This is a genomic window from uncultured Tissierella sp. (genome assembly GCF_902479755.1).
GTDB classification, from domain to species: Bacteria; Bacillota; Clostridia; order Tissierellales; family Tissierellaceae; genus Tissierella; species Tissierella carlieri.
The window spans coordinates 81,183-105,870 of sequence record NZ_CABSQO010000005.1 but is presented as its reverse complement, the minus strand read 5'-3'; the positions used below and the strand labels follow the sequence as shown (position 1 = coordinate 105,870).

The window sequence follows — 24,688 nt, the reverse complement described above, 5'->3', positions numbered from 1 at the left end:
TAGGTGAAAAAATGGATTATACAATAATTGGAAAGATAATTAGTACCCATGGAATTAAAGGAGAAGTAAAAGTTTATCCAATGACTGATAACCTTGATAGGTTTGATTATTTGAAAACTGCATATATTGGTGATAAAAAAATCAAAGTAGAATTAGAGAAAGTTAAATATCATAAAAATTTAGCTATATTAAAATTTAAAGAATTCAATGATATTAATGAAATAATTCCATTCAAGGATAGTTTTATCTATGTTGATGAAGAGGGAAAAATTATTTTGCCTGAGAACCATTTTTTTATTTATGATTTATTAGCCTCTCAAGTTTTCGATACAAAATCTAATTTGATTGGCACCATAGTAGATGTTTTACAAGGGGCTAGTAATGATATCTACGTAATTAAAGATATTGAAAAAGATAAAGAATATCTTATCCCTGCTGTGAAACAATTTGTAGTTGATGTTAATCCAGTTGACAAGAAAATAGTTATTGATCCTATTGAAGGAATGATAGAATGAAGATAGACATTCTAACACTGTTTCCAGAGTTTTTTTCTCCACTAATAAGTTGGAGTATAATAGGCAGAGCTTATGAGGATAATAAAATTGCAATAAATAGTATAAATATTAGAGATTTTTCCCAAAATAAGCATAGAAAGGTAGATGATTATCCTTTTGGAGGAGGCTCAGGTATGGTCATGAAGCCAGAGCCAATTTTTGATGCTATTAGTAGTGTAAAAAATAAAAACTCTAGGGTAATTTATCTATCACCTCAAGGTAAGAAATTTAATCAAGAACTAGCAAATGAATTGTCGAAAGAAGAGCATTTAATTCTACTATGTGGACATTATGAGGGTATAGATAATAGGGTTATTGAACATTATGTAGATGAAGAAATATCAATTGGTGATTTTGTATTGACAGGCGGAGAAATCCCTGCAATGTTAATCATTGATGCTGTTGTAAGACTATTACCAGGTGTACTTCGTTCAGATGAATCTTTTATAGATGAATCTCATTATAATGGGTTATTAGAATATCCTCAATATACTAGACCTAGAGAGTTTAAAGGACATTTTGTGCCTGATGTACTACTATCTGGTAATCATCAAAAGATAGAGACATGGAGAAAAGAGGAGGCTTTAAAAGCTACTTTGTTAAAAAGACCTGATTTACTTGAAAAGAAAACTTTATCAAAGGAAGAAGTAGTTATTCTATCAAAAATAAAAAAAGATTTAGAACTATAAATTAGTTGTAATTAAATCACGCATATGCTATAATACCTAGCGTATGGAATTACGGATGGTCCTCTACCATTGGGGTAAGAACATCTAAGGAGAAGGGAGGTCTATACAGTGGATATAATTAAAATGTTAGAAGATGAACAATTAAGAAATGATTTACCAAGTTTTAATGTAGGAGATACTGTTCAAGTTCATTACAAAGTTGTTGAAGGAACTCGTGAGAGAATCCAAGTATATGAAGGTACAGTAATTAAAATTCAAGGTGGCGGAGCAAGAAAGACATTTACAGTAAGAAGATTATCTTATGGTGTAGGTGTAGAAAGAACTTTCCCTATACACTCTCCAAGAATTGAGAAATTAGTTGTTACTAGAAGGGGTAAAGTAAGAAGAGCTAAACTTTACTATCTAAGAGATAGACAAGGTAAAGCTGCTAAGGTTAAGGAAAAAAGAATTTACTAATTTATTGGGACTATATAGTCCCAATTTTATTTAGGTGGTGAAATCATGAATATTAACTGGTATCCAGGGCATATGAAGAAAACAAGAGAATCCATACAAAAATCTCTTACAATGGTAGATATTGTTTTTGAATTAATTGATGCTAGAATACCCGCAAGTAGTCAGAATCCTGTTATAGATTCAATAGTTGGAGAAAAGCCTAGAGTAATTATATTGAATAAATCAGATTTAGCTAACTCCCATGGAAATAAGATATGGCAAGAATATTTTTTGAAAAAAAACATCTCTTCAGTCTGTCTAGATGCATTAAGTGGGAAAGGCATAGATAGATTGCTAGAAATTTCTTATAGTCTTACAGATGAAAAAAGAAAAGCCTATGAGAAGCGTGGTGTAATAAGTAGACCCACAAGAGCTATGATTTTAGGAATACCAAATGTAGGAAAATCAACTTTAATCAATTCCCTTTCCGGCAGAAAAGGAGCAAAAACTGGGAATAAGCCAGGTGTCACAAAATCTAATCAATGGATTAAAACTAAGGGAAATTTAGAATTATTAGATACACCAGGTATATTATGGCCAAAGTTTGAAGATCCAGATGTAGGTTTAAATCTTGCCTTTACGGGCGCAATAAAGGATGAAATATTAGATATAGAAACCTTAGCTCTTAGATTAGTGGAAAGACTTGCCAATTATTTTCCAAATCTTTTAAATAATCGTTATAATATTGAAATAGAGGGTAAATCATATTTAGAAATAATGGAAGAAATCGGCAGACGAAGAGGATGTATCATTAAAGGTGGAGAAATAGATTATACAAAGGTTAGTAATATTGTTCTAGATGAATTCAGAAAAGGTGTAATTGGGAATATAACACTTGAATTCCCTAAAGAATAGGAGATGTTACCGTGTTAGAGATTGAAAACAATATTTGGCAATTAGGATTTGATAATGTTGCTTGCATAGATGAAGTAGGTAGAGGATGCTTAGCTGGAGATGTGGTTGCCTGTGCAGTAATAATGCCTAAAGATTTAATAATTAATGGGGTAAAGGATTCTAAAAAGCTTTCCGAAAAAAAACGTGAAGTTTTATATGATGAAATTTTATCTAATTCAATTGCATGTGGTATAGGCAGAGTAAATTCCAATATAATAGATAAAATTAATATAAAAAAAGCTACTCTCTTAGCTATGAAGATAGCAGTAGAAAATTTGCAGGATAGAGATGGAAATAAAAATTATCCAGATTTTTTACTTATTGATGCAGAAAAGATTGATCTGAAGATACCACAAGAATCTATTATAAAGGGGGATGATAGATCTCATGGTATAGCTTGTGCATCCATCGTTGCTAAAGTGTTTAGAGATAGATTATGCATAGAATGGGATAAGGAATTTCAAGGATATAATTTGAAAAAACATAAAGGCTATGGAACTAAAGAACATAGAGAACTTATTAAAGAGTTAGGTCCATCACCTATACATAGAATAACATTTTTAAAAAATATATTAAAGTAGATTATAAAGGGTGATTGTATTGAGAATTGAGAATCTTTTATTAAATAAATTTATATTAGACAATAGGGAAGGAATATTCAAAGAAGGATATTCTTTTAAGGGGAAGGTGTTAGAATTAATAGATAATCTAATACTTATTGATATCAAGGGGCATGGAACTATTCAAGCTAAATTAGATTCCAATGTAAAGATCGCTGTAAATGATGAAATATCCTTTCTAGTAGAATCAGTGGATAATAATGAGATTATCCTAAAGCCTTTAATCAAAGACAAACTTCCAGAAGTACAATTATCTAAGGATTATAAAGAAAACAATCCTATATCCCATTTGCTTAAGAGTATTAATATAAAAGAAACTAAATTATCAATTGGAATTGTAGAAAATCTAATGAAATATAATGCACCTATAACTGAGCAAAATTTAACAGATGGGATAAAAATCTTAGAAAAGTTATTTCAATTATCTAATTTAGAAGATGGAGAAAAGGTTATTCAAGTTAATTCCCCTACTGTAGAGAAAGATTCTATATTAGGAAAAATGGAATTGGATAAAATAGAAGTCCATAAAGAAAATTTTACTATAGATTTAGAAACAAAGAAAGCATCATTAACTGGAGATAATGCTTTAGAGAAGTATGTTCCATCAGAAAAAGTAGATATAAAATCTTTGTTAGTTATTCCTAAAGATGATTATGAGGGAAGTGAGGATGTAACTCAGCTGGTAAAAGAATTTCTAGGAAACCAAGTAGATATAGATAGAGAAGATGAATATATTAAAATAATTAGTTTCTTTTTAAAGAACAATATTAAGCCCTCACTTAATAACATAAAAAACTTTCAAGAGTTCAATAAAAATCCTATAGAGTTTATAAATGAATTAAAACTAATAGATAAAATGATAAATAAACCTGAATTTAATGAATTAAATAAAATATTGTCTGATGATAATGAAAACATTAATAAAAGATATATAATTTCAAATAGAGATGAAAAGCTTATTGATCTACAAAAGAATATTCGCAATTTAGATAATATAACAGATTTGAAATTGAAGGAAGATCTTAAAAGCTTAAATAACAAAATAGATTTTTTTAGAGACATGAATAGAGACCTATCTTTTATATTTTTGCCTATTAGCAATAGACAAAAACAACTTGATGGTATATTAACTTTTATAAAAGAGAGTAAAAAACGAAAAAACTATAATGAAAGAACGAATATTTATATAAATGTAGAAACACATAATCTAGGAAATATCAAGGTTTCTTGCCAGCTTATATCTAATTCCTTATCTATAAGAATGAATATAAAAAGTGAAGATTTAGAATTATTTAAATCAACAGAAAAACAATTAGTTGAAAAAATTTCATTAATAGGTTATAGTCTAGACAAGATTGATTTTGTATTAGATAATGATATTCAAATAATTGATACCATGGTTTCTAATCCAAATCCAATTTATATTTTAGATTTGAAGGTGTAATCCCATGGATAAAGGAAAAGATTTAGTTAAAAAAACAACAAGTAAGGCAGTTGCATTATCTTATGAAACTAATGATGTAGCACCAAAAGTCATCGCTAAAGGTGAAGGATTTGTTGCAAATAAAATAATTGAAAAGGGATTAGAGGAAGATATAACTATTTATAAAGATGAAAACTTAGTAGAAAGCCTTATTGGATTGGAAATAGATGAAGAAATACCTGAAGAGTTATATGACGCTGTTGCAGAGATAATCTTTTATATCTATAATTTAGATACACAAAGAGGAAAAAATTATGGGAAATAATATAAAAAAGGGAAAAAAGGGCGAATTGATTGCTAAAGAGCACCTTATTTTAAAAGGATATAATATTTTAGATTTAAATTATAGAAATAAAGTTGGAGAAATAGATATAATTGCTTTAGATAAAAATACATTGGTTTTTATCGAGGTTAAATCAAGGACAAGTACAAATTTTGGATATGCTTATGAAGCAGTTAATAGAAGGAAACAAGAGAAGATTATTTATTGCTCTTATCTATATCTAAATCAAAAAAGATTAATGTCGTATCAGATAAGATATGACATAATAGAAGTATATTTGACACCGAATATAAAAATAAATCATATAGAAAATGCTTTTTGTTGATAATGATTGGAAAATTGAAAATTTTCACTATTGCCTAGGTAATAAAGTAAACTATTGATGGAATAAAGGGATAAATTAAATGGGGAAAAGGGGTTTATTATGTATTCAAAAATTAATACTTGTGTACTTCAAGGACTCAATGGTAGTATCGTTGAGGTTGAAGCCGATTTATCTAGAGGTTTGCCAGTATTTAATATAGTAGGATTACCTGATACATCTATAAAAGAATCTAAGGAAAGAGTGAGAGCGGCAATCAAGAATAGTGGATATGAATTTCCTCTTAGCAGAATCACTATTAATTTAGCTCCAGCTAACCTGAAAAAAGAAGGCTCTCAAATAGATTTAGCAATTGCTATAGGTATTTTGAAATCTTCTGGTGTTATAATAGAAAAAAACATGGATAATACAATTTTTATAGGAGAACTGTCCTTAGAAGGAAAGATAAATCCAGTTCAAGGGGCATTACCAATGATTATTTCAATGAGAGAATTAAATGTTTCAAGATGCATAGTTCCTTATGATAATAAAGAAGAATGTAGTGTTATAGAGGACATGGAAATAATACCCGTAAGAAGCCTAAATAATGCGGTTGATTTTCTGAATAATGATTTACACATAGATCCATATATTAGAGAATTAAATGAGTTTAATACTGAGAATAGTGAGTATCTTTTAGACTTTGCAGATATAAAAGGGCAAATTGGTCTTAAGAGAGCCTTGGAGGTAGCTGCCGCAGGTTCTCATAATTTGATTATTATAGGACCTCCTGGTGCCGGGAAGACTATGGCTGCAAGACGACTGCCCACAATATTACCTAAACTATCATTTGAAGAAGCAATAGAAGTGACCAAAATCTATAGTGTTTCAGGACTATTACAATCTAATTCTTTAATTAAAGAGCGCCCATTTAGGGCTCCTCATCACACTGCTTCTGCTATATCTTTAATTGGTGGTGGCAGAATTCCAAAACCTGGAGAAGTTTCATTGGCAAATAATGGTGTTTTATTCTTAGATGAGCTCCCCGAATTTTCGAAAAATGTATTAGAAGTGCTACGTCAACCATTAGAGGATGGAATCGTTACTATTTCAAGAGCAAATGCAAGCTTGTCATATCCTGCTAAGTTTATGTTAGTGGCAAGTATGAATCCTTGTCCTTGTGGTTATTTCGGAGATCCCCTACATGAATGTACATGTTCTCAAGCTAGTATTGATAGATATCTAGGTAAAATTAGTAATCCATTACTTGATAGAATTGATATTCATATTGAGGTATCGCCTGTAGAATATAATGATTTGAAAGGAGATAGGGAAGAAGAGTCATCTTTAATTATTAGAGAAAGAGTAAGAAAGGCAAGAGATATTCAAATTAATCGATATAGAAACCAGAAAATATTTAATAATTCGCAAATACCCAACAAAGATATAAAAAAGTATTGTAAGCTTACTAATAGCTCTGAGAATATAATGAATCAAGCTTTCAAAAAATATAAATTTAGCGGTAGAACTTATAATAAATTGCTGAAGGTATCTAGAACTATTGCAGATTTAGATGGGGAAGAAGTTATTCAAGATAAACATATTTTGGAAGCTATTAGATATAGAACTTTAGATGATAAATATTGGGGGTAGAAGGATTTGAATATTACTCAAAGGGATATTCTTATTTGGTTAAGTAGTTTGGGAGTAGGAAATGTTAATATAGGGAAGATTATTGATCATTTTAATGATATAAGAGATTTATGGGAACTTAATAGTAATCAATTTAGTTTTATAAAAAATCTAAATAATGAAGTAAGAGAAAAACTCATATATAATCGAAACAATGAATATATAAAAAGATTATTTGATAATATAGAGAAAGAGAATGTTCATGTTATTACTATATACGACGAAAACTATCCTACTAGATTGAGATATATTAATGATAGTCCAAGAGTGATTTATGTTAAGGGTAATATAATCGAAGAAGACAGGGTTGCAATTGCCATAGTAGGTTCTAGAAAAGCAACAGCATATGGTAAATGGGCTTGTGAAAAATTCACTAAAGAATTAGCAAATTTAGGAGTAACAATTATTAGTGGGTTGGCTTCAGGTATAGATACAATTGCACATAAAACAGCTTTAGATAATGGAACTAGAACAATTGGCGTTTTAGGCAATGGCATTGATATTGTTTATCCAAAGAAAAATTTATTTTTATATAATGACATAGAAAAAAATGGCGGCATAGTTTCTGAGTTTCCTCTGGGAACTCCTCCTTTGGCTTTTAATTTTCCACAAAGGAATAGAATAATATCTGGATTATCTATGGGAGTTATAGTAATTGAAGCCCAGGAAAAATCAGGGTCACTGATTACTGCCCATCATGCATTAGAGCAAGGGAAGGATATTTTTGCATTGCCTGGTAATATTAATAGTATATTTAGTGGTGGAACAAATAAACTAATTAAAGATGGAGCAAAGCCGCTTTTAGAAATAGATGATATAATTGAAGAAATTAATGAACTGCAAGAAAAATTAATATTAAGTAAAAAAGATGGTTTAGATTATTCAAATTATAGTGAAACAGAAATTAAAATAATCAAGTTTTTAGAAGAAGGACCTTTACATTCAGATACTATTGCATATAAAATGGGCATAGATATAGTTACTTTAAATAGTATACTAACAATTTTAGAATTAAAGGGTTCAGTTAAAGAACTATCTGGTAGAGTATTTACCATTTGTTAGATTTATTTAGTGGAGGTGTAAATATTGCAAAAAAACTTAGTAATAGTTGAGTCCCCAGCTAAAGCAAAAACTATTGAAAGATTCTTAGGAAAAAATTATAAAGTTGTAGCTTCTGTAGGGCATATAAGAGATTTACCAAAGAGTAGTTTAGGAATTGATATAGATAAACAATTTGAGCCTAAATATATAACGATAAGAGGTAAAGGTCCTGTAATTAAGGATTTAAAAGAGGTGGCTAAAAAATCAAAGAAGATATTTCTTGCTACTGACCCTGATAGAGAAGGGGAGGCAATTTCTTGGCATTTGGCTCATATTTTAGGGATAGATGAAAAAGAAAAAGTAAGGGTAGAATTTAATGAGATAACTAAAGATGCTATAACAAATGCTATTAAGAAACCTAGAGCAATAGATTTAAGCTTAGTTGATGCACAGCAGGCTAGAAGAATATTAGATAGACTTGTTGGTTATAAAATTAGTCCTTTGTTATGGAGAAAAATCAGAAAAGGTTTAAGTGCAGGAAGAGTACAATCTGTTGCTGTTAAATTAATTTGTAATAGAGAGAATGAAATTCAAAATTTTATACCTGAAGAATATTGGAGTATAAAGGTAAAACTAGAAAAAGATAAAGAGAAATTTGAGGCTAATTTTTACGGAGAAAATATAAATGGTAAGGAAACAAAAATCGAATTAAAGACAAAGTCTGATGTAGATGATATATTAAAAAAAGTTGATAATAATAGTTTTACAGTTAGTAATGTAAAAAATGGGACAAAAAAAAGAAATCCCTATCCACCGTATACTACAAGTACATTACAACAAGATGCTTCAAAAAAACTTGGATTTTCTACTAAAAAAACTATGATTATAGCTCAACAATTATATGAAGGAATCGATATTAAGAGTGAGGGTTCTGTAGGTTTAATTACTTATATGAGAACCGATTCTACAAGAATTTCTAAAGAAGCTATCCAAGCGGCTAATCTATATATTAAAGACCATTTTGGGGAGAAATATACTGATGGTGGGAAAGATTTTATTAATAAATCAAAGAAGGATTCACAGGATGCTCATGAAGGAATTAGACCTACAAGTATTACTAGATCTCCAAGTTTAATTAAAGATTCTCTAACATCGGAACAATTTAAGTTATATAAAATGATCTGGGAAAGATTTTTAGGTTCACAAATGACTCCAGCTATTTACAACACAATTTCTGTTACAATAAAAAGTAATAATATTTTATTTAAATCTAGTGGCTCAAAGCTAATGTTTGATGGTTTCCTAAAGATATATACTACTACAGATGAAGAAGAAAAGGATATGCAAATTCCACTGCTTGTAATAGGTGATAAGTTAAAATTAAAGGATATTAATCCAAATCAACATTTTACTCAACCGCCTGCTAGGTATACAGAAGCATCTCTTATTAAGACTTTGGAAGAATTGGGAATTGGTAGGCCAAGTACATTTGCACCTACCATAGCGACTATATTAGCAAGAGATTATGTCGTTTTTGATAAAAAATCTTTTGTGCCTACAGAATTAGGGATATTAGTTAATGATTTACTTATAGAATATTTCAAGGACATAGTAAATGAAGAGTTTACAGCTGAATTAGAAGAGAAACTTGATGAAATTGCTGAAGGAGATCTACCTTGGGTCAAAGTTGTCGAAAGTTTTTATAAGGATTTCGACCTATTTTTAAAAAAGGCTGAAGAAGAAATCAAAGAGATTGAAATACAAGATGAAATTTCCGATGTAATTTGTGAGAAATGTGGTAAAAATATGGTGATTAAGCATGGAAGATTTGGAAAATTTTTAGCATGTCCTGGATATCCTGAATGCAAGAATACTAAAGCAATTGTAGATGAACTTAATGTTAAATGCCCTAAATGTGATGGGAATCTTGTAAAAAGGAAATCAAAAAAAGGTAGGGTTTTCTATGGATGTAGTAATTATCCAAATTGTGATTTTGTATCATGGGATGAGCCTATAGAGGAGAAATGTCCACAATGTGGAGGAATAATGGTAATAAAGAGAAATAAGAAAGAAAAAATAATTAAATGCATAAGCAAGGAATGTGAATACATGGAAGTCAAAAAAGTATAAATAATTAAAATTTTCTGTACATTTTTATTTTTTTGTAGTAGAATTGTATATGTAGTTAAATGTAAAAAACAATCGATTTAAAATCTTATAGATAATAAATTGAGTTTATTTTAAGGAGGATGTATATATGGAAAGTTTATTACAAAGAACTAGAAAACTAAACAAGACGTTGCAGGGATATGGCTCTAGAGCTGTGTCTTTTTCAGATTTAAGTGAAATACTTAGTGATATACTTGATGCTAATGTCTATATAGCTAGTACTAGTGGGAAAGTTTTAGGATACGAATTATCAGGAGGATTTGATTGTGATATAGTTCAAGCTGAAATAGTCAAAGAAAAAAGATTTCCTAAAAAATACAATGAAGAATTGTTGAGATATAATGAAACAAATGAAAATATGCGGGAAGTTACCGATTGTGTTTTTGACCAAGTATCAGAATGCCCTTATCCAGATAAAATTGCAACTGTAATTCCAATAAATAGTGGAGGAAAAAGATTAGGAACTTTAGTTTTAGCTCGCTTTGGAAAAGAATTTACTGAAGATGATCTTGTACTAGCTGAATATAGTGCAACTATAGTAGGAATGGAAATACTAAGAGCTAAATCAGAAGAAATAGAGGAGGAGGCTAGAAAGAAATCCATTGTTCAAATGGCTATAGGAACTTTATCTTATTCTGAGTTAGAAGCAATGGAACATATTTTTAGTGAACTAGAAGGTAATGAAGGCTTACTTGTTGCGAGTAAAATTGCTGATAGAGTTGGTATAACAAGATCTGTTATTGTAAATGCCTTGAGGAAATTTGAAAGTGCAGGAGTTATAGAATCTAGATCTTTAGGAATGAAAGGAACACATATTAAAATCTTAAATGATAAATTAATAGAAGAGCTTCTAAAATCAAAAGAATAGTAAATTTACTATTCTTTTTTTATGGGACTTTGGTCTATGGGACTTTAGGGTGATTTAGTTAATTAACGTAATTTTTACTTGCAATAAAATGTTAAAATATGTAATATTAAAAAAGAAGATATTTATCGTTTTATAAGGTTTTTCTAATTATTATGTAGAAAATTCTTATAAAATAGGGTAATATAGAGATACTAGAATAGTAAGAGGTGAACTATATGTTAAGGGGTATTTATAATAATGTGGACTTTTATAAAAAGGCTTTAGATGGAACTTGGGAACGACATAAAGCAATAACAAATAATATTGCAAATGAAAATACGCCTAATTATAAAAGAAAAGTAGTTACATTTGAAGATCAATTAAAACAATCAGTTCAGAATAGCAGAATCAATTTAATGAAAACTCATGAAAAGCATATTGGTTCTGGGACAAGCAATTTTGCTCCTAGGGTTATGGAAGATAAATCCACATCCTATAGATTAGATGGAAATAATGTGAACAGTGATACAGAATCAGCTAATCTAGCTATAAATAATATTATGTATGACACTTTAATCAAGCAAGTAATAGGTGAGTTTGATAAAATAAAAAATGTTATCGCTGAAGGGAGCAAGTAATTATGAGTATTTTTAATTCAATAAATGTATCAGCAACTGCTTTAACTGCAGAAAAAACAAGAATTGATATTATAGCTAAGAACATGGCTAATGCAAGTACTACTCGAAGCACAGGTGGAATGCCATATAGAAGACAAATGGTTGTTTTTGAAGAAAATAAATCAACACCTTTTTCAGAATATCTAAGTAGGCAAACTAATAAATTTGAGGGAAAAGGTGTTAAGATTAGTAAAATCGTCGAAGATGAATCACCTTTTAAACTTGTCTATGAACCAGGGCATCCTGATGCTGATGAAAATGGTTATGTTAAAATGCCAAATGTCGACACTATAAAAGAAATGGTTGACCTAATTAGTGCACAGCGTTCCTATGATGCTAATATAACAGCCATGAATGCATCCAAGTCAATGCTTATGAAGGCTTTGGAAATTGGTAGGAGGTAAGATATATGAATGTAAACAGAATTGATGGGTATAAAAGCCTTGCCGAGATTGGTGAAAAGAAATTACCTGATTCAAAAGAAGAAAAGAGTTTTAGTAACTTTTTAACAAATGCCTTAAATCAGGTTAATGAAATGCAATTAGAAAGTACAGAATATAAAAAATTATTAGCTGTAGGAGAATTGGACAACCTCCATGATCTAACCATAGCTGCAGATAAGGCAGATACTGCTCTACAAGTTGTTATGAGTATAAGAAGTAAAGTTGTAGAGGCTTATAAGGAAATTATGAGAATTCAAATTTAGTAATCCATAGGGAAGAGGTGCAACGGTGCAGGAATCAATACATAAAGTAAGTCTACAACTAACTGAATATTGGAAAGAGATGGATAAAAAGAAGAAAATTAGACTAGTGCTTATTAGCTTGTTTATCATTTTTGCTGTAACTGCACTTATTCTTACATTGACACGTACCAAATATGAGGTACTATATGGTGATTTAAGTTTAAAAGATATGGGACAAATAACTACTAAGCTAGATGAAATGGGTACTCCTTGGAAAACCGGAGATGACCAGAAAAGCATTTTGGTGCCAGCTGAAAGTAAAAATCGTATTAAAATAGAATTGGCTACCTATGGTTTACCCAAAGAAGGATACACATATATGGATGCTTTTAATGATAGTAGTTGGACAATGACAGATTATGATAAGAAGCAAAGGATGAAGTTAGCTTTACAAAGTGAATTAGCATCTACCATATCTGAAATCGATGGAATCCATAGTGCAGAGGTATATATAGCTGAAAAAGAAACAACAAACTTCATTTTAAATAATAATGATGATGATAAAACTACTGCTTCCGTATTTATTGTAAAAGATAGTGGTGGGAAATTATCAGGAGAAAAAGTAAAAGCTATAAAGCATCTTATATCAGGTCCAATAAATATAGATCCAGAAAATGTTAGGGTAGTTGATGATGAGGGAAGACTTTTAGAAGAAGAAAATGAAAATGATGTTTTTGCAGCTGATCAATTTGCAGTGAAACATAATCTAGAAACTAGAATTAACGATAGTATAAAGAAATTTCTAGAGAATATCGTTGGATTGGGAAATGTTGATGTTATGTCAAGTGTAAAAATTAACATGGATATAGAAAATACTACAATAGTAGAATTTTCTCCGCCTATTGAAGGAAATGAAGAGGGGCTTATTCGTTCCCTTGAAGAAGTAGAGGAGCATATGGTAGGTGGTGCTACAGGTGGAATTCCAGGAACTGACACCAATGTAGAAGATTATCAAATGGTTGACGATGGCTCTAGTAGATATGATAAAGTAAGTAGAATAATAAATAATGAACTAAATGAGATAAATAAAGAAATTAGAAAGACACCAGGTCAAGTAGAAAGTGTTACTGTAGCAGTACTGATTAATAAGGATGCTTTGGTAGATGGTGAAATGACTCCAGAAAGAGAAAAGGAATTTTCTGATTTAATATTTGCAGCAACTGGTTTAGACACTAAGCAAGTACAAGTAAAGGCAGTGAGCTTTAATAAACAAGCAGTAGATACTAATATTCTTCAAGGAAAGTCAAATAATTGGTTATATATTGGTATTATTTTATTAGTGTTACTAATATTAGCAATAATTATTTATATGAGGTTAAAAGCTAAAAAATCTGCTACTGATGAATTAGAAAGAATGTTGGAAGAGAGATCTTCAATTGAATTAGAAGTTGCGGACCTTGACTTTGATGCAGAAGAATCAAAAATGAAGGCTCAAATTGATAAATTTATTGAAAAGAAGCCTGATTCAGTTGCTCAGTTGCTTAGAAATTGGTTAAATGAATAGGAGCGAGTTAATATGTCTAAGAGACAATTTAGTGGGAAAGAGAAGGTAGCAATATTACTAATTGCATTAGGACCTCAAAAATCTGCTGAGATATTTAAACATCTAAATGAAGAAGAAATAGAAGAGTTAACATTGCAAATTGCAAATATGAGAATGGTTTCTCCTGAGGAGAAGCAAACGGTAATTGAGGAATTTTATCAAATATGCTTAGCTCAAGAGTATATATCTGAAGGCGGTATTAACTATGCTAAAGATGTATTAGAAAGAGCTTTAGGATCTGATAAGGCCATAGATATAATTAATAAATTAACATCTTCATTACATGTGAGGCCGTTTGAGTTTATAAGAAAGGCTGATCCAAATCAGCTTTTAAATTACATACAAAATGAGCACCCACAAACAATAGCATTAATATTATCTTATTTGGGATCTTCACAGGCAGCGCAAATTCTTTCATCTTTACCATTGGAAAAGCAATCAGATGTTACTAGAAGAATAGCAATAATGGATAGAACGTCTCCAGAGGTTGTAAGAGAAATAGAAGATATTTTAGAGAGTAAATTCTCAAATATTTTAGCACAGGATTATACAACTACTGGCGGAATTCAAGCAGTAGTAGATATTTTAAACTCTGTAGATAGAGGAACAGAAAAACATATAATGGAAGATCTTGATATTAGTGATGCAGAATTAAGTGAAGAGATTAGAAGAAGGATGTTTGTATTTGAAGATATTATTACCCTTGATAATAGAAGTATCCAAAGAATTATTAGAGAGATTGATAACTCTCAATGGGCTATTGCCCTTAAGGGTGCAAGTGAAGAAGTTAAGGACCTTATATTTGCTAACATGTCAAAACGTTTAGTTGAAATGATAAAAGAAGATATAGAATTCATGGGTCCTGTGCGTATTAGAGATATAGAAGATGCACAACAAAATATAGTTAATATTATTAGAAAACTAGAAGATGATGGGGAAATAATTACTCCTAGAGGAGGAGATGAGATAATTGTCTAGTGTTATTAAATCCTTTAGAGTAGTAGAGACAGAGCCAGTGCATTTATCGAAAGACTCAGATAATGAACATGAAAAAATTATGGAATCAATTATTGAAAAAGCAAGAGATGAAGCAAAAGATGAGTATGAAAAAATAATTGATGATGCTAAAAAAGAATCAGCAAGAATAATAGAAGATGCTGAGACTCAAAAAGAATCCATGATAAGCTCTGCTTATATTAGATCCAAGGAAGTTTTAGAACAATCTAAAGAAGAAGGTTATAAAAAAGGTTATGACGAAGGTCATGATGAAGGGTATAAAGTAGGTTATAATGAAGGAAAAATTAAAGCTAACGCTCTAATAGAAGAAGCTTTGGAAATAAAAAACGGATATCTATCAAAAAAAGAAAGTATGTTAAAAGAGCTAGAAGCAGATATTATTGAATTAGTTACAAGCATTTATGAAAAGGTAATAAATAAAAAAAATGAAGAAGATACTGATATGATAGTTTCTTTAGTTTTAAATGGAATTAATAGTTTGGATTTAACAGATAAGTTAACTATTATTACTTCTAAAGAAGATTATAATATCTTAGAAATGGCTAAGGATGAAATATTAGCCAAGGCAAGTATGATTTCTCAACTTGATATTAAATATGATATTTCTTTAGAAAAAGGTGATTGTATTTTAGAAACCTCTAAGGGAAATATTGATGTAAGTCTTAAAAACCAATTAGATGAAGTTAGAGAATTACTGACAACAATATTAAATAATGAGTGATGATATGGAAAATACAATTAATATAAAGAAATATATTGAGGCTATAAAAGAAAAAAGATTTGTTAAATATACTGGCAAGATAACAAAGGTTACGGGACTCACTATTGAGTCTAATGGACCAATGGCTACTATTGGAGAACTATGCTACATATACCCTTATGGAAGCAATAAACCAATTTTATCTGAAGTTGTTGGGTTTAAAGAGGATAAAATACTTCTTATGCCCCTAGGTGAAATGGAGGGAATTGCTAGTGGTAGTGTAGTTGTTGGAAGTGGTAAAACTCTTAGGGTAAATGTAGGAGAAGATTTAATTGGGAGAGTTCTAGATGGACTAGGAAATCCAATTGATGGATTAGGTCCAATTAAATCAAATAAATATTATCCAGTATCTAATGCTCCACCAAGTCCATTAGATAGAATGGTCATAAAAGAACCTTTGTCCGTAGGAGTTAGAGCAATTGATGGCTTGTTGACCTGTGGTAAAGGGCAAAGAGTTGGTATATTTGCAGGTTCAGGAGTAGGAAAAAGTACTTTAATGGGTATGATTTCACGAAATAGTACAGCTGATGTCAATGTTATAGGTTTAATCGGAGAACGTGGAAGGGAAGTTAATGAGTTTATCCAAAATGACCTAACAGAGGAAGGCCTAAGAAAATCTGTAGTGGTTGTCGTAACTTCAGACCAACCTGCTTTAATAAGGATAAAGGGAGCGATGGTTACTACTGCTATAGCAGAATATTTTAGAGATAAGGGATTAAATGTAATGCTGTTGATGGATTCATTAACAAGATTTGCTATGGCTCAACGTGAAATAGGTTTAGCAATTGGAGAACCACCTGTTACTAGAGGATATACACCTTCTGTTTTTGCAACTATGCCAAGATTATTGGAAAGAACTGGGGCTTCAGATAAGGGTACTATTACAGGCCTTTACACTGTACTAGTAGATGGGGATGATTTAACTGAGCCTGTAACTGACACTGCAAGGGGAATCTTAGATGGACATATTGTTTTATCTAGAAAGCTTGCAAATGCTACCCACTATCCTGCCATAGATGTTCTTGCTAGTATCAGTAGGGTAATGCCAAATATATCAAGTAGAGAACATATTAAAATTGCCAATTATATAAAGGATATTATGGCTGTATATCAAGAAGCTGAAGATTTAATAAATATTGGAGCATATAAAAGAGGGTCAAATAAAAAAATCGACACAGCAATTGATTTGATGGAGGATATAGAAAATTTCTTAAAACAGGAAACCTATAAAACTTCAACTTTTCAGGAGACAATAGAGGCGATGGAGAATATTATCAATAAAATGAACTAGATAGCAATGGGGGTAAATTCAATTGATGGGTTATAGTTTTAGATTAGAAAAGGTTCTAGGCTATAAAGAAAACGTAGAGAACCTGAAAAAAGCTCAGTATGGAGATGTTAATAGAAGGCTTAATGATGAAGAAGAGAAACTACTGAATTATAATATTCATAAAGAAAATTTGCTGACTAAAAAAAATGAATCCACTAAAAATACTAGTGTTGGTAATTTAAAACTATATAATAATTATTTACAAGATATATCTTCTAATATAAAGAAACAAGAGAGCATAATTGCTGATATAAAAGAGGAACTTGAGAAAACAAAAGAAGAATTACTAGTTGCAGTGAAGGAAAAAAAGGTATTTGAGAAATTAAAGGAAAATGACTATAATGAATTTCTTTCAGAAATTAAAAAGAATGAAGAAAAAATTGTTGATGGAATAGTTACATTTAATAGTACTACCCAAAAATAGGGGGCAGATCTATGGAAATAGCCAATACAGAAAAAAATAAAAAGGACAATAAATTATCTAAGATAGTAATTATATTACTTATTAGTCTAATAGCTATTCCTTTAGCTATTGTTGGCCTTATTTATAATACTAATAAAAATTTTAAAAATGATGTAAACAACCTACTATCAAAAATGCCTGGAAGCGTAGGTGAGCATTTTAGGAATTATCCAACAGAGGTAGAAAAAAGTGAGAAGATAGATTATTTATCTAGTTATTTTATAAATCTAGACGCAAATACAGCTGCTGATAAAATGTATATAATAAAAAAAGATGATGAAAAGCTTTATATTGATATTCTTAGGGGGATGAATTCTATTTCGATACCTAAAACAGAAGAAATAGTACTTAAAATACGAAATATGGAGCTAAGAAAAGATTTATTGTTTTCACTTTATGATGATGCACAAAAAGAAGAAAAAGAAAGATTTTTATCAGAAGTATCTAGAGTTGAGAAGCAAGATATTATGACTTCATTATTGGAGACAGAAAAAAGATTTTCAGACAGAGAATTTTTAAAGATTTTAGCTGAAATCAAAACAGATAAATTAGGTGAGGTACTTTACTATATAGACTCTGACATAAGAAATTATATATTAGATACCTTTAAAGAAGACAAAAAGATGTTAGTAGAAGCTATTATTTATGAAAAGACAAACGAGGTAAATACTTTAATAGATATAGCTAAAGTATATGAAACAAAACCAATAGATGTAGCGATAGATGCAATAGGTAATACCAATAACTATTCATTATATAAGCTTGGAATTATTTATAAAAATTTGTCAGTGCTAAAGTCAGCTGAACTATTATCTAATATAAAAGATGAAAAATTCATAGAAGACCTGTTTGCATCAATAATGCGTGAAGAAAAATTGACAAATTCAGATACTAATATTACTGGTGATATAAGTAAAGCTATGGAGTTTTTAAATGAATACGGTAATAAAGTAAAAGATTTAGTCGCCATTTATGAAAAAATGTCGCCTGATAAAGTAGCTAAGATTGTGGAACAGATGATTAAAAATAATGATACTATAACATCTTTTGAATTAAGTTCTGAAGAGGTTTATGAATTGTCTGATAGTAGTATTATTATTGATGTGTTGTCACAAATGAAAAATCAAACCTTATCAAAGGTTTTAGATTTTATGGAGCCAGACAAAGCTTCACAAATTACAAGGCTTTTAGCTAAGCCGAAAAATAACAATTGAAGGAGGTGAATAAGTGGAAACTATAGTTGTTGATTTTAAAAGACCTATTAAATTAAATACTGAATTGAGCAGTAAAAGCGATTTGCCAAAAAGCAAGGATTTTTCCTCTACATTTGAATCTCTAAATAAAAAGATTAATAGTAAAGATTCTTCTCAAAATACTTTAAAATCTAATGAAGATAATAAAAATACCATATCTAAAAAGGATGAGGTTCTGAATGAAAATAAGGATATCGATTCGGAGCCGATAGAAGATAATGATGAGAAGAATGATTATTCCTTAGTATATGGAAATATGATGTATTTTTTTAATAATATTTCTGATATAGAAGATGATTCTAAAGGTAGTGAAGAAGTGGAGTTAGATGCTGTTGATAGCTCTGAGACTCTAATCCTAGAGCAAAATCTAGAATATATTTTAGAGACAGAGGATGAAACTGATGAAATCCTTTTAGAAGACAAAAACATTGATTCAATGATAAAAAAAGATGAAAACAATAAAGAGATCAATATGAAGGAATCTAATTTAGCTTATGTAACTAAAGATATAAATGAGAATGTAGGAGAGAGCAAATTGGTTAATAAAGAATTTAATCCAAATTCTAAAGCCTTACAGAACAAAACTGATGAAGAAAAAAATGATAAAATATCTCCAACTAATGAAAAAAATTCATTTTATATTGAATCCTTGGATAAGAAAATGGAATTTAGCTCAGAACAAAAGAATAATTCCAAAACATCTTTGTTTGAACATAATTTAGATACTAATGAAGTGGAAAAGACAGATACAGATATAGAAGTTAATGATGAATTTTTTATTTCCATGGATAAAGATGGTATTAAGTTTATAAAAGATGACACTGTGGAATTAGATAAGCCTGATACAATAAATCACAAAGAAGTAATAGAACAAATAGTTGAAAAAGTTAAAATTGATTTATCTAATACTAAAAATGAAATAAGGGTTAGATTGAAACCAGAAGTGCTGGGTGAAATGACTATGAACATTGAAGTGGTTAAAGGTGCAGTTACAGCTAAGATTATGGTTGACAATCAAAGAACTAAGGAAATTATCGAAGGAAACTTAATACAGCTTAAAGAAGGAATAAAAGATACAGGGTTGGAGATTAAGACAGTTGAAGTTTTTGTAGGAAACAATAGTGATTTTGACAAACATAACTCTGGACAATTTAGTTTTAAACAGAATAACAAAAAAATAAAGATTAAATCTCAAGAAAATAAGACTATAAAGCTATATGGTGAACAGCCTATAGAGAATGGAATCAATGCTAATGAAGCATATTTAGAAAACAACTTAAATTTATTCGCTTAGGGAGGAGGAAAAAAATGGAGGTAAATAAGAATTATACAGAGTATATTTATAAATTTAAAGATCAAGAAAATAAAAAAATAGAAGATAAACGAAATAATGACTTAGATAAAGATGCTTTTTTAAGATTATTGACTACACAGTTAGCTAATCAGGACCCTCTTAATCCAATGGAGGATAGAGAATTTATTGCACAGCTAGCACAATTCAGTTCATTAGAACAGATGCAGAATTTAAATAAGACTTTTAGTGATAATTTTAAAGAAACGCATGAAATGTTAAAATTAATGAATAAGAATCAAGTAGAGGCAGATATTGCGATATTAAAGGAAATTCTAAATATAAAAAAAGCAATGGAAGCTTATATGGGTAAAGAGCCAGAAATAAAGGATCCAGAGGAAAAAGATCCAGTAGATGACGGTGATGGAAAGAATCCAGAAGGAGATAACACAATAGAAGATTAATATGGAGTTGTTTTTATGAGTAAAATAGATATTAGGCAACTTGAAAACCGGTTGATTAATTCATCAAAATCAATTGAAAAAAAACAATTTAACTCAAATAAAGACTTTGGGCAAATATTAGAAAAAATTCAAAACAAAGATGAAGAAATTAAGTTTTCAAAACACGCAACTGAAAGATTAAATAGTAGGGATGTAAGTTTAAGTTTAGATGAAATGAATAGGTTAAAATCAGCTTTTTATAAAGCTGAAAGCAGAGGAGTAAAAGATGCTTTAATCTTAATGGATGATAAGGCTTTTATAGCTAATGTCCAGAATAAAATAATAATTACGACAGTTAACAAAGAGCAATTAAAAGATAATATATTTACGAATATTGACGGAGCAGTAATAATATAGCTGGACCTTGTAGGAAGCTATATAGACCGGACTGACAGATGGTCTATAACTGCCCGATAAAATGGAGGAATGAAATATGATGAGGTCAATGTACTCAGCCGTATCAGGCTTGAGAATACATCAAGGTAAGATGGATACAATCGGTAATAACATAGCAAATGTTAATACCGTAGGATTTAAAAAGGGACAAGTTACATTTCAAGAAGTGTTTAGTCAAGTTGTAAGAGGTGCTAGTGCTCCAACTGGTGGCAAAGGTGGTACAAATCCTCAGCAAATAGGTATGGGTGCAGCACTAGGTTCGATTAGCACTATTCATACCAAGGGACCAGGTCAAAGAACAGATAATCCCACCGATTTAATGATAGATGGGGAAGGTTTCTTTGTAGTATCTGATGATGTAAACTTCAACAATAGATATTACACAAGAGCGGGAAACTTTACTTTAGATAGAGATGGTAACTTGGTAACAGCAGATGGATTTAAGGTATTAGGATATGGTGCAGATTCAGATGGAAATATATTAACAGATGTAACTAATATTAGGATTAATAGATCTGCAACGAAAGCACCTACTGCAACAGAGTTAATTTGCTTTGAAGGTAATTTAAATTCTAATACTGAATTAATTGACCCAGCTGATCCAAATAAAAAAGGACATCTTATAGACACTGAGATAAAAGATTCACTTGGAAATTCCTATAAAATAACCTTTGAATTAAAAAAAGTAACAGAAAGTCAGGCAGATGGTAATGGATGGGAAATGGTAGTTAAGAGAATAACAGATCAAGGTACAAAGAATTATGTGGAATATCCAGATAATGTACTTGATTCTCTTTCTTTGAAGTTTAATAGTGATGGAAAATTGACTACAGTTGGTGATGCTGATGGTGAGATAGCAAACGTGAAGCTAGATTTAAGTGGTATTGCTTTTACACATAATAAAGATGATGTTGAACTTCCTACAGCAGTTACTCCCTCTGGTACATTTAAAGAAATAAAATTATTTGATCCAGATGATGATAGCACTTTTAAGGACTTGACTCAATATGCAAATGAAATGGATGTTAAACCTAAGGCAAAAAATGGTAATACATCTGGTACTCTAGAAGGATTCTTTATAGATGATAAAGGAATAATTACGGGTACATTTACTAATGGTGAAAGAAAAGCATTAGGTCAAATTATGCTTGCTAAGTTTGACAATCCTATGGGACTTCAAAAGCTAGGAAGTAACTTCTTTGGAGATACAAGAAACTCTGGTGAACCACAATTCGGTGGTGCAGGTGTTAGTGGCTTTGGAGCAATAAGCCCAGGAAATCTTGAGATGTCTAATGTAGATATATCTCTTGAGTTTACTGAAATGATAACTACACAAAGGGGATTCCAAGCAAATTCAAGAATTATAACAACTTCAGATGAAATGCTGCAAGAACTAGTTAACATGAAGAGATAATCTAATTGAATAGGGTAGATTTTTTCTACCCTATTCAAAAAAAAGGTGGGATAATTATGATAAAAGTAAAACGATTAAATGACAAAGAATTTGTAGTAAATAGTGAACTTATACTTTACATAGAAGCCACTCCAGACACTGTTATTACACTTACAAATGGTCATAAGATTGTAGTTTCTGACTCTGTTGATGAAATAGTAGATAAAGTAATTAAATATAAGGCAAGGATACATGCATTCGAAAGAAGACATGATGGAAACGAGGTGTAGGGATTGGATATTGCAACAATAGTAGGTTTGCTTTTAGGGATTGGATTTACAGTTTGGGGAATTTTAGAGTCAGGAAGTTTGTGGGATTATTATGATTTTGCTTCAATTGTAATTACACTGGGTGGTACTGTAGCCGCTACTTTTTTGGCATATCCATTGAAGGATATAGTTAAAATAGGAAAAGTTTTTCAAAAAGCATTTTTATACAAAGCTACATCAGCTAATGAGATAATTGAAGATATAATTAAGCTGGCTAATATTGCTAGGAAAGAAGGCTTACTTTCTCTAGAAGAATATGGCTCTAAACTAGATGATGAGTTTTTAAAAAAAGGAATTATGTTGATTGTAGATGGAACTGATCCAGATCTTGTTAGAAATATACTTGAAACTGAGCTTATGTTTTTGGAAGAAAGACATGGACAAGGACAAGGAACTTTAGAGGCTATGGGTTCATTCGCTCCTGCATTTGGTATGCTAGGTACTCTAATAGGATTGATAAACATGCTTCAAAAGATGGATGATCCAAAAGCAATAGGGCCAAATATGTCTGTAGCATTGATAACTACTTTTTATGGTTCCTTTCTAGCAAATGTTATATTTTTGCCATTAGCTAAAAAACTAAATGTGAGAAGTAAGTCAGAAGTATTAATTAAAGAATTGATGATAGAGGGATTACTATCAATTCAAGCAGGAGAAAATCCTAGAATAATTGAAGAAAAGTTAAAGACTTTTATTCCACCTGAAATGAGAGGTTCTATTAAAAAGGAACAACTTGGGAAGGAGGAAGCATAGTGGCTAGACGAAGGAGACAAGAGGAATCAAGTGGAGGAGCACCTGAATGGCTAACTACTTATAGTGATTTGGTTACATTATTATTGTGTTTCTTTATTCTTCTATATTCTTTTTCTAACGTAGATGCCGAAAAATTTCGAAGTATAATGGCAAGCTTTCAAGGTGGTTCAGGTGTTTTAGATGGAGGAACTACATTGGAGTTTCCAATAGAATCTTTTGAAGATGATTTAGATGAAGAACTTCTTAGCCTTTTGAAAGATCTAGAAGAATATACGGAAACATTAGGATTAGAAGAAAAAATTATTATCAAGCCAGAAGAAAGAGGTTTGGTTGTTAGATTTTTGGAAAATATACTTTTTGATTCTGGAAGTGCAGATATAAAGCCGGGATCTATAGAAATTTTAAAATCTGTTGCGGAAATATTGAATAGAGATGAATTTTCAAAGAGACAAATTAAAGTTGAGGGACATACCGACTCAGACCCAATTCTGAGATCACCTAAGTTTCCTACGAATTGGGAATTGTCATCTGCTAGAGCAACAAATGTATTAAGGTACTTAGTTGAAACTGAAAATATAGAGGGAAATAGAGTATCTTCTTCTGGGTATAGTTACTATAGATCAATTGCACCAAATGATACACCTGAAAATAAAGCTAAAAATAGAAGAGTAGATATTGTTATATTAAAGGATTCTTATGAAGAATTAGAACCATAGTAAAATAAAATGGGGTGATAATATGTCTAAAAATACAATTTTAATAGTAATTATTGTTTTGTTGTTGTCATTAATCGCTGGTATAGCTGTAGGCATATTTTTCTTTTCAAATAACTCTGGAGAAAAAAAGGTAAAAAAAATTGAGACTTATTCCATAACATTAGAAGATCTTTATTGTAATATTAAAGATAGTAAGAGAATATTAAAAATAAAAATTACTTTAGAAACTATTAATGAAGACACTCTTACAACTCTAACTGAAAAACAATTTCTTATTAGGGATGATGTCAATAAAATAATAACTAATCTAACAGAGGAAGAATTGCGAGGAAAAGAAGGACAAATTAACTTACAAAATCAAATAAAAACTAATATGGTAGAATTATTTAACGATGAAAGTATAATTAATGTGTATTTTAATGATTTTATAATTCAGTAGAGGAGGGATTCT

Annotated in this window: 29 protein-coding genes; all 29 read left to right on the top strand. The window is 30.3% G+C overall.

From position 1 onward, the window contains the following. Positions 1–11: 11 nt before the first annotated feature. The gene (gene rimM, locus RDK80_RS04455) at positions 12–515 is read left to right on the top strand and encodes a ribosome maturation factor RimM (protein ID WP_094900061.1); all 504 of its coding nucleotides are present in this window, start codon (positions 12–14) and stop codon (positions 513–515) included. Beyond that, the gene (gene trmD / locus RDK80_RS04450; RefSeq protein WP_094900062.1) at positions 512–1,243 is read left to right on the top strand and encodes a tRNA (guanosine(37)-N1)-methyltransferase TrmD; all 732 of its coding nucleotides are present in this window, start codon (positions 512–514) and stop codon (positions 1,241–1,243) included. The genes rimM and trmD overlap by 4 nt, the downstream gene beginning before the upstream one ends. A gap of 108 nt (positions 1,244–1,351) precedes the next feature. After that, positions 1,352–1,699 (top strand): 50S ribosomal protein L19, encoded by a 348-nt coding sequence (rplS, locus tag RDK80_RS04445; protein WP_094900063.1) that lies wholly within the window; start codon positions 1,352–1,354, stop codon positions 1,697–1,699. 45 nt (positions 1,700–1,744) lie between these two features. Next, positions 1,745–2,593 (top strand): ribosome biogenesis GTPase YlqF, encoded by an 849-nt coding sequence (gene ylqF / locus RDK80_RS04440; RefSeq protein ID WP_094900064.1) that lies wholly within the window; start codon positions 1,745–1,747, stop codon positions 2,591–2,593. Positions 2,594–2,604: 11 nt separating this feature from the next. After that, complete coding sequence (locus tag RDK80_RS04435; protein WP_308523594.1) at positions 2,605–3,213, top strand: ribonuclease HII; 609 nt, start codon at positions 2,605–2,607, stop codon at positions 3,211–3,213. Between the two features lie 19 nt (positions 3,214–3,232). Further along, on the top strand, positions 3,233–4,696 hold the full coding sequence (locus tag RDK80_RS04430; protein ID WP_308523593.1) for a hypothetical protein: 1,464 nt from the start codon (positions 3,233–3,235) through the stop codon (positions 4,694–4,696). A 4-nt stretch (positions 4,697–4,700) separates the two neighbouring features. Further along, positions 4,701–5,000: an EscU/YscU/HrcU family type III secretion system export apparatus switch protein gene (locus RDK80_RS04425; RefSeq protein WP_308523592.1), complete on the top strand. Its 300-nt coding sequence runs from the start codon at positions 4,701–4,703 to the stop codon at positions 4,998–5,000. Beyond that, positions 4,990–5,343: a YraN family protein gene (locus RDK80_RS04420; RefSeq protein ID WP_094900069.1), complete on the top strand. Its 354-nt coding sequence runs from the start codon at positions 4,990–4,992 to the stop codon at positions 5,341–5,343. Before RDK80_RS04425 ends, RDK80_RS04420 begins: the two co-directional genes overlap by 11 nt. A 99-nt stretch (positions 5,344–5,442) precedes the next feature. After that, positions 5,443–6,972, top strand: a complete 1,530-nt coding sequence (locus RDK80_RS04415) for a YifB family Mg chelatase-like AAA ATPase (protein ID WP_308523591.1) — start codon at positions 5,443–5,445, stop codon at positions 6,970–6,972. A 6-nt stretch (positions 6,973–6,978) separates the two neighbouring features. After that, positions 6,979–8,073 (top strand): DNA-processing protein DprA, encoded by a 1,095-nt coding sequence (gene dprA / locus RDK80_RS04410; protein ID WP_308523590.1) that lies wholly within the window; start codon positions 6,979–6,981, stop codon positions 8,071–8,073. 24 nt (positions 8,074–8,097) lie between these two features. Beyond that, on the top strand, positions 8,098–10,182 hold the full coding sequence (topA, locus tag RDK80_RS04405; RefSeq protein WP_308523589.1) for a type I DNA topoisomerase: 2,085 nt from the start codon (positions 8,098–8,100) through the stop codon (positions 10,180–10,182). A gap of 127 nt (positions 10,183–10,309) precedes the next feature. Then, complete coding sequence (gene codY, locus RDK80_RS04400; RefSeq protein ID WP_094900071.1) at positions 10,310–11,089, top strand: GTP-sensing pleiotropic transcriptional regulator CodY; 780 nt, start codon at positions 10,310–10,312, stop codon at positions 11,087–11,089. A 215-nt stretch (positions 11,090–11,304) separates the two neighbouring features. After that, positions 11,305–11,706 carry a flagellar basal body rod protein FlgB gene (gene flgB / locus RDK80_RS04395; RefSeq protein WP_308523588.1) on the top strand — a complete coding sequence of 134 codons (402 nt, stop codon included), beginning with the start codon at positions 11,305–11,307 and terminating at the stop codon, positions 11,704–11,706. A 2-nt stretch (positions 11,707–11,708) separates the two neighbouring features. After that, on the top strand, positions 11,709–12,149 hold the full coding sequence (gene flgC, locus RDK80_RS04390) for a flagellar basal body rod protein FlgC (protein WP_094900073.1): 441 nt from the start codon (positions 11,709–11,711) through the stop codon (positions 12,147–12,149). 5 nt (positions 12,150–12,154) lie between these two features. Then, entirely contained in the window at positions 12,155–12,451 is a 297-nt protein-coding gene (fliE, locus tag RDK80_RS04385) for a flagellar hook-basal body complex protein FliE (RefSeq protein ID WP_308523587.1), read from the top strand. A 25-nt stretch (positions 12,452–12,476) separates the two neighbouring features. Beyond that, a complete protein-coding gene (gene fliF / locus RDK80_RS04380) occupies positions 12,477–13,994 on the top strand; it encodes a flagellar basal-body MS-ring/collar protein FliF (protein WP_094900075.1) in 1,518 nt (505 codons plus the stop codon). 12 nt (positions 13,995–14,006) lie between these two features. Beyond that, on the top strand, positions 14,007–15,011 hold the full coding sequence (gene fliG, locus RDK80_RS04375) for a flagellar motor switch protein FliG (protein ID WP_094900076.1): 1,005 nt from the start codon (positions 14,007–14,009) through the stop codon (positions 15,009–15,011). Then, the gene (locus RDK80_RS04370) at positions 15,004–15,771 is read left to right on the top strand and encodes a FliH/SctL family protein (RefSeq protein ID WP_308523586.1); all 768 of its coding nucleotides are present in this window, start codon (positions 15,004–15,006) and stop codon (positions 15,769–15,771) included. The genes fliG and RDK80_RS04370 overlap by 8 nt, the downstream gene beginning before the upstream one ends. A gap of 4 nt (positions 15,772–15,775) precedes the next feature. After that, a complete protein-coding gene (fliI, locus tag RDK80_RS04365; RefSeq protein ID WP_308523585.1) occupies positions 15,776–17,101 on the top strand; it encodes a flagellar protein export ATPase FliI in 1,326 nt (441 codons plus the stop codon). 25 nt (positions 17,102–17,126) lie between these two features. Next, entirely contained in the window at positions 17,127–17,564 is a 438-nt protein-coding gene (gene fliJ / locus RDK80_RS04360; protein WP_308523610.1) for a flagellar export protein FliJ, read from the top strand. Positions 17,565–17,575: 11 nt separating this feature from the next. Further along, positions 17,576–18,817, top strand: coding sequence for a hypothetical protein (locus tag RDK80_RS04355; RefSeq protein WP_308523584.1), 1,242 nt, complete (start codon positions 17,576–17,578; stop codon positions 18,815–18,817). A gap of 13 nt (positions 18,818–18,830) precedes the next feature. Further along, positions 18,831–20,150 (top strand): flagellar hook-length control protein FliK, encoded by a 1,320-nt coding sequence (locus RDK80_RS04350; protein ID WP_308523583.1) that lies wholly within the window; start codon positions 18,831–18,833, stop codon positions 20,148–20,150. A gap of 14 nt (positions 20,151–20,164) precedes the next feature. Then, entirely contained in the window at positions 20,165–20,611 is a 447-nt protein-coding gene (locus tag RDK80_RS04345; RefSeq protein ID WP_216562485.1) for a flagellar hook assembly protein FlgD, read from the top strand. 15 nt (positions 20,612–20,626) lie between these two features. Further along, positions 20,627–21,007 (top strand): TIGR02530 family flagellar biosynthesis protein, encoded by a 381-nt coding sequence (locus RDK80_RS04340; RefSeq protein WP_094900082.1) that lies wholly within the window; start codon positions 20,627–20,629, stop codon positions 21,005–21,007. Between the two features lie 76 nt (positions 21,008–21,083). Next, positions 21,084–22,460 (top strand): flagellar hook protein FlgE, encoded by a 1,377-nt coding sequence (locus RDK80_RS04335; protein WP_308523582.1) that lies wholly within the window; start codon positions 21,084–21,086, stop codon positions 22,458–22,460. A 56-nt stretch (positions 22,461–22,516) separates the two neighbouring features. Then, positions 22,517–22,729, top strand: coding sequence for a flagellar FlbD family protein (locus tag RDK80_RS04330; protein ID WP_094900084.1), 213 nt, complete (start codon positions 22,517–22,519; stop codon positions 22,727–22,729). Between the two features lie 3 nt (positions 22,730–22,732). Continuing rightward, complete coding sequence (locus tag RDK80_RS04325; RefSeq protein ID WP_094900085.1) at positions 22,733–23,521, top strand: motility protein A; 789 nt, start codon at positions 22,733–22,735, stop codon at positions 23,519–23,521. After that, positions 23,521–24,237 carry a flagellar motor protein MotB gene (locus RDK80_RS04320; protein WP_308523581.1) on the top strand — a complete coding sequence of 239 codons (717 nt, stop codon included), beginning with the start codon at positions 23,521–23,523 and terminating at the stop codon, positions 24,235–24,237. Before RDK80_RS04325 ends, RDK80_RS04320 begins: the two co-directional genes overlap by 1 nt. Positions 24,238–24,259: 22 nt before the next feature. Next, positions 24,260–24,676 carry a flagellar basal body-associated protein FliL gene (gene fliL / locus RDK80_RS04315; RefSeq protein ID WP_094900087.1) on the top strand — a complete coding sequence of 139 codons (417 nt, stop codon included), beginning with the start codon at positions 24,260–24,262 and terminating at the stop codon, positions 24,674–24,676. The last annotated feature ends 12 nt before the right edge of the window (positions 24,677–24,688 follow it).

Excerpts from the sequence above, each read along its gene's own strand:
- RDK80_RS04355 (WP_308523584.1), top strand. The coding sequence starts at position 17,576 with ATGGAAATAGCCAATACAGAAAAAAATAAAAAGGACAATAAATTATCT.
- RDK80_RS04425 (WP_308523592.1), top strand. The coding sequence starts at position 4,701 with ATGGATAAAGGAAAAGATTTAGTTAAAAAAACAACAAGTAAGGCAGTT.
- flgB (WP_308523588.1), top strand. The coding sequence starts at position 11,305 with ATGTTAAGGGGTATTTATAATAATGTGGACTTTTATAAAAAGGCTTTA.
- RDK80_RS04330 (WP_094900084.1), top strand. The coding sequence starts at position 22,517 with ATGATAAAAGTAAAACGATTAAATGACAAAGAATTTGTAGTAAATAGT.
- fliI (WP_308523585.1), top strand. The coding sequence starts at position 15,776 with ATGGAAAATACAATTAATATAAAGAAATATATTGAGGCTATAAAAGAA.
- RDK80_RS04345 (WP_216562485.1), top strand. The coding sequence starts at position 20,165 with ATGGAGGTAAATAAGAATTATACAGAGTATATTTATAAATTTAAAGAT.
- rimM (WP_094900061.1), top strand. The coding sequence starts at position 12 with ATGGATTATACAATAATTGGAAAGATAATTAGTACCCATGGAATTAAA.
- RDK80_RS04415 (WP_308523591.1), top strand. The coding sequence starts at position 5,443 with ATGTATTCAAAAATTAATACTTGTGTACTTCAAGGACTCAATGGTAGT.
- fliJ (WP_308523610.1), top strand. The coding sequence starts at position 17,127 with ATGGGTTATAGTTTTAGATTAGAAAAGGTTCTAGGCTATAAAGAAAAC.
- fliL (WP_094900087.1), top strand. The coding sequence starts at position 24,260 with ATGTCTAAAAATACAATTTTAATAGTAATTATTGTTTTGTTGTTGTCA.
- RDK80_RS04340 (WP_094900082.1), top strand. The coding sequence starts at position 20,627 with ATGAGTAAAATAGATATTAGGCAACTTGAAAACCGGTTGATTAATTCA.
- codY (WP_094900071.1), top strand. The coding sequence starts at position 10,310 with ATGGAAAGTTTATTACAAAGAACTAGAAAACTAAACAAGACGTTGCAG.
- ylqF (WP_094900064.1), top strand. The coding sequence starts at position 1,745 with ATGAATATTAACTGGTATCCAGGGCATATGAAGAAAACAAGAGAATCC.
- fliE (WP_308523587.1), top strand. The coding sequence starts at position 12,155 with ATGAATGTAAACAGAATTGATGGGTATAAAAGCCTTGCCGAGATTGGT.
- RDK80_RS04420 (WP_094900069.1), top strand. The coding sequence starts at position 4,990 with ATGGGAAATAATATAAAAAAGGGAAAAAAGGGCGAATTGATTGCTAAA.
- fliG (WP_094900076.1), top strand. The coding sequence starts at position 14,007 with ATGTCTAAGAGACAATTTAGTGGGAAAGAGAAGGTAGCAATATTACTA.
- flgC (WP_094900073.1), top strand. The coding sequence starts at position 11,709 with ATGAGTATTTTTAATTCAATAAATGTATCAGCAACTGCTTTAACTGCA.
- trmD (WP_094900062.1), top strand. The coding sequence starts at position 512 with ATGAAGATAGACATTCTAACACTGTTTCCAGAGTTTTTTTCTCCACTA.
- RDK80_RS04335 (WP_308523582.1), top strand. The coding sequence starts at position 21,084 with ATGATGAGGTCAATGTACTCAGCCGTATCAGGCTTGAGAATACATCAA.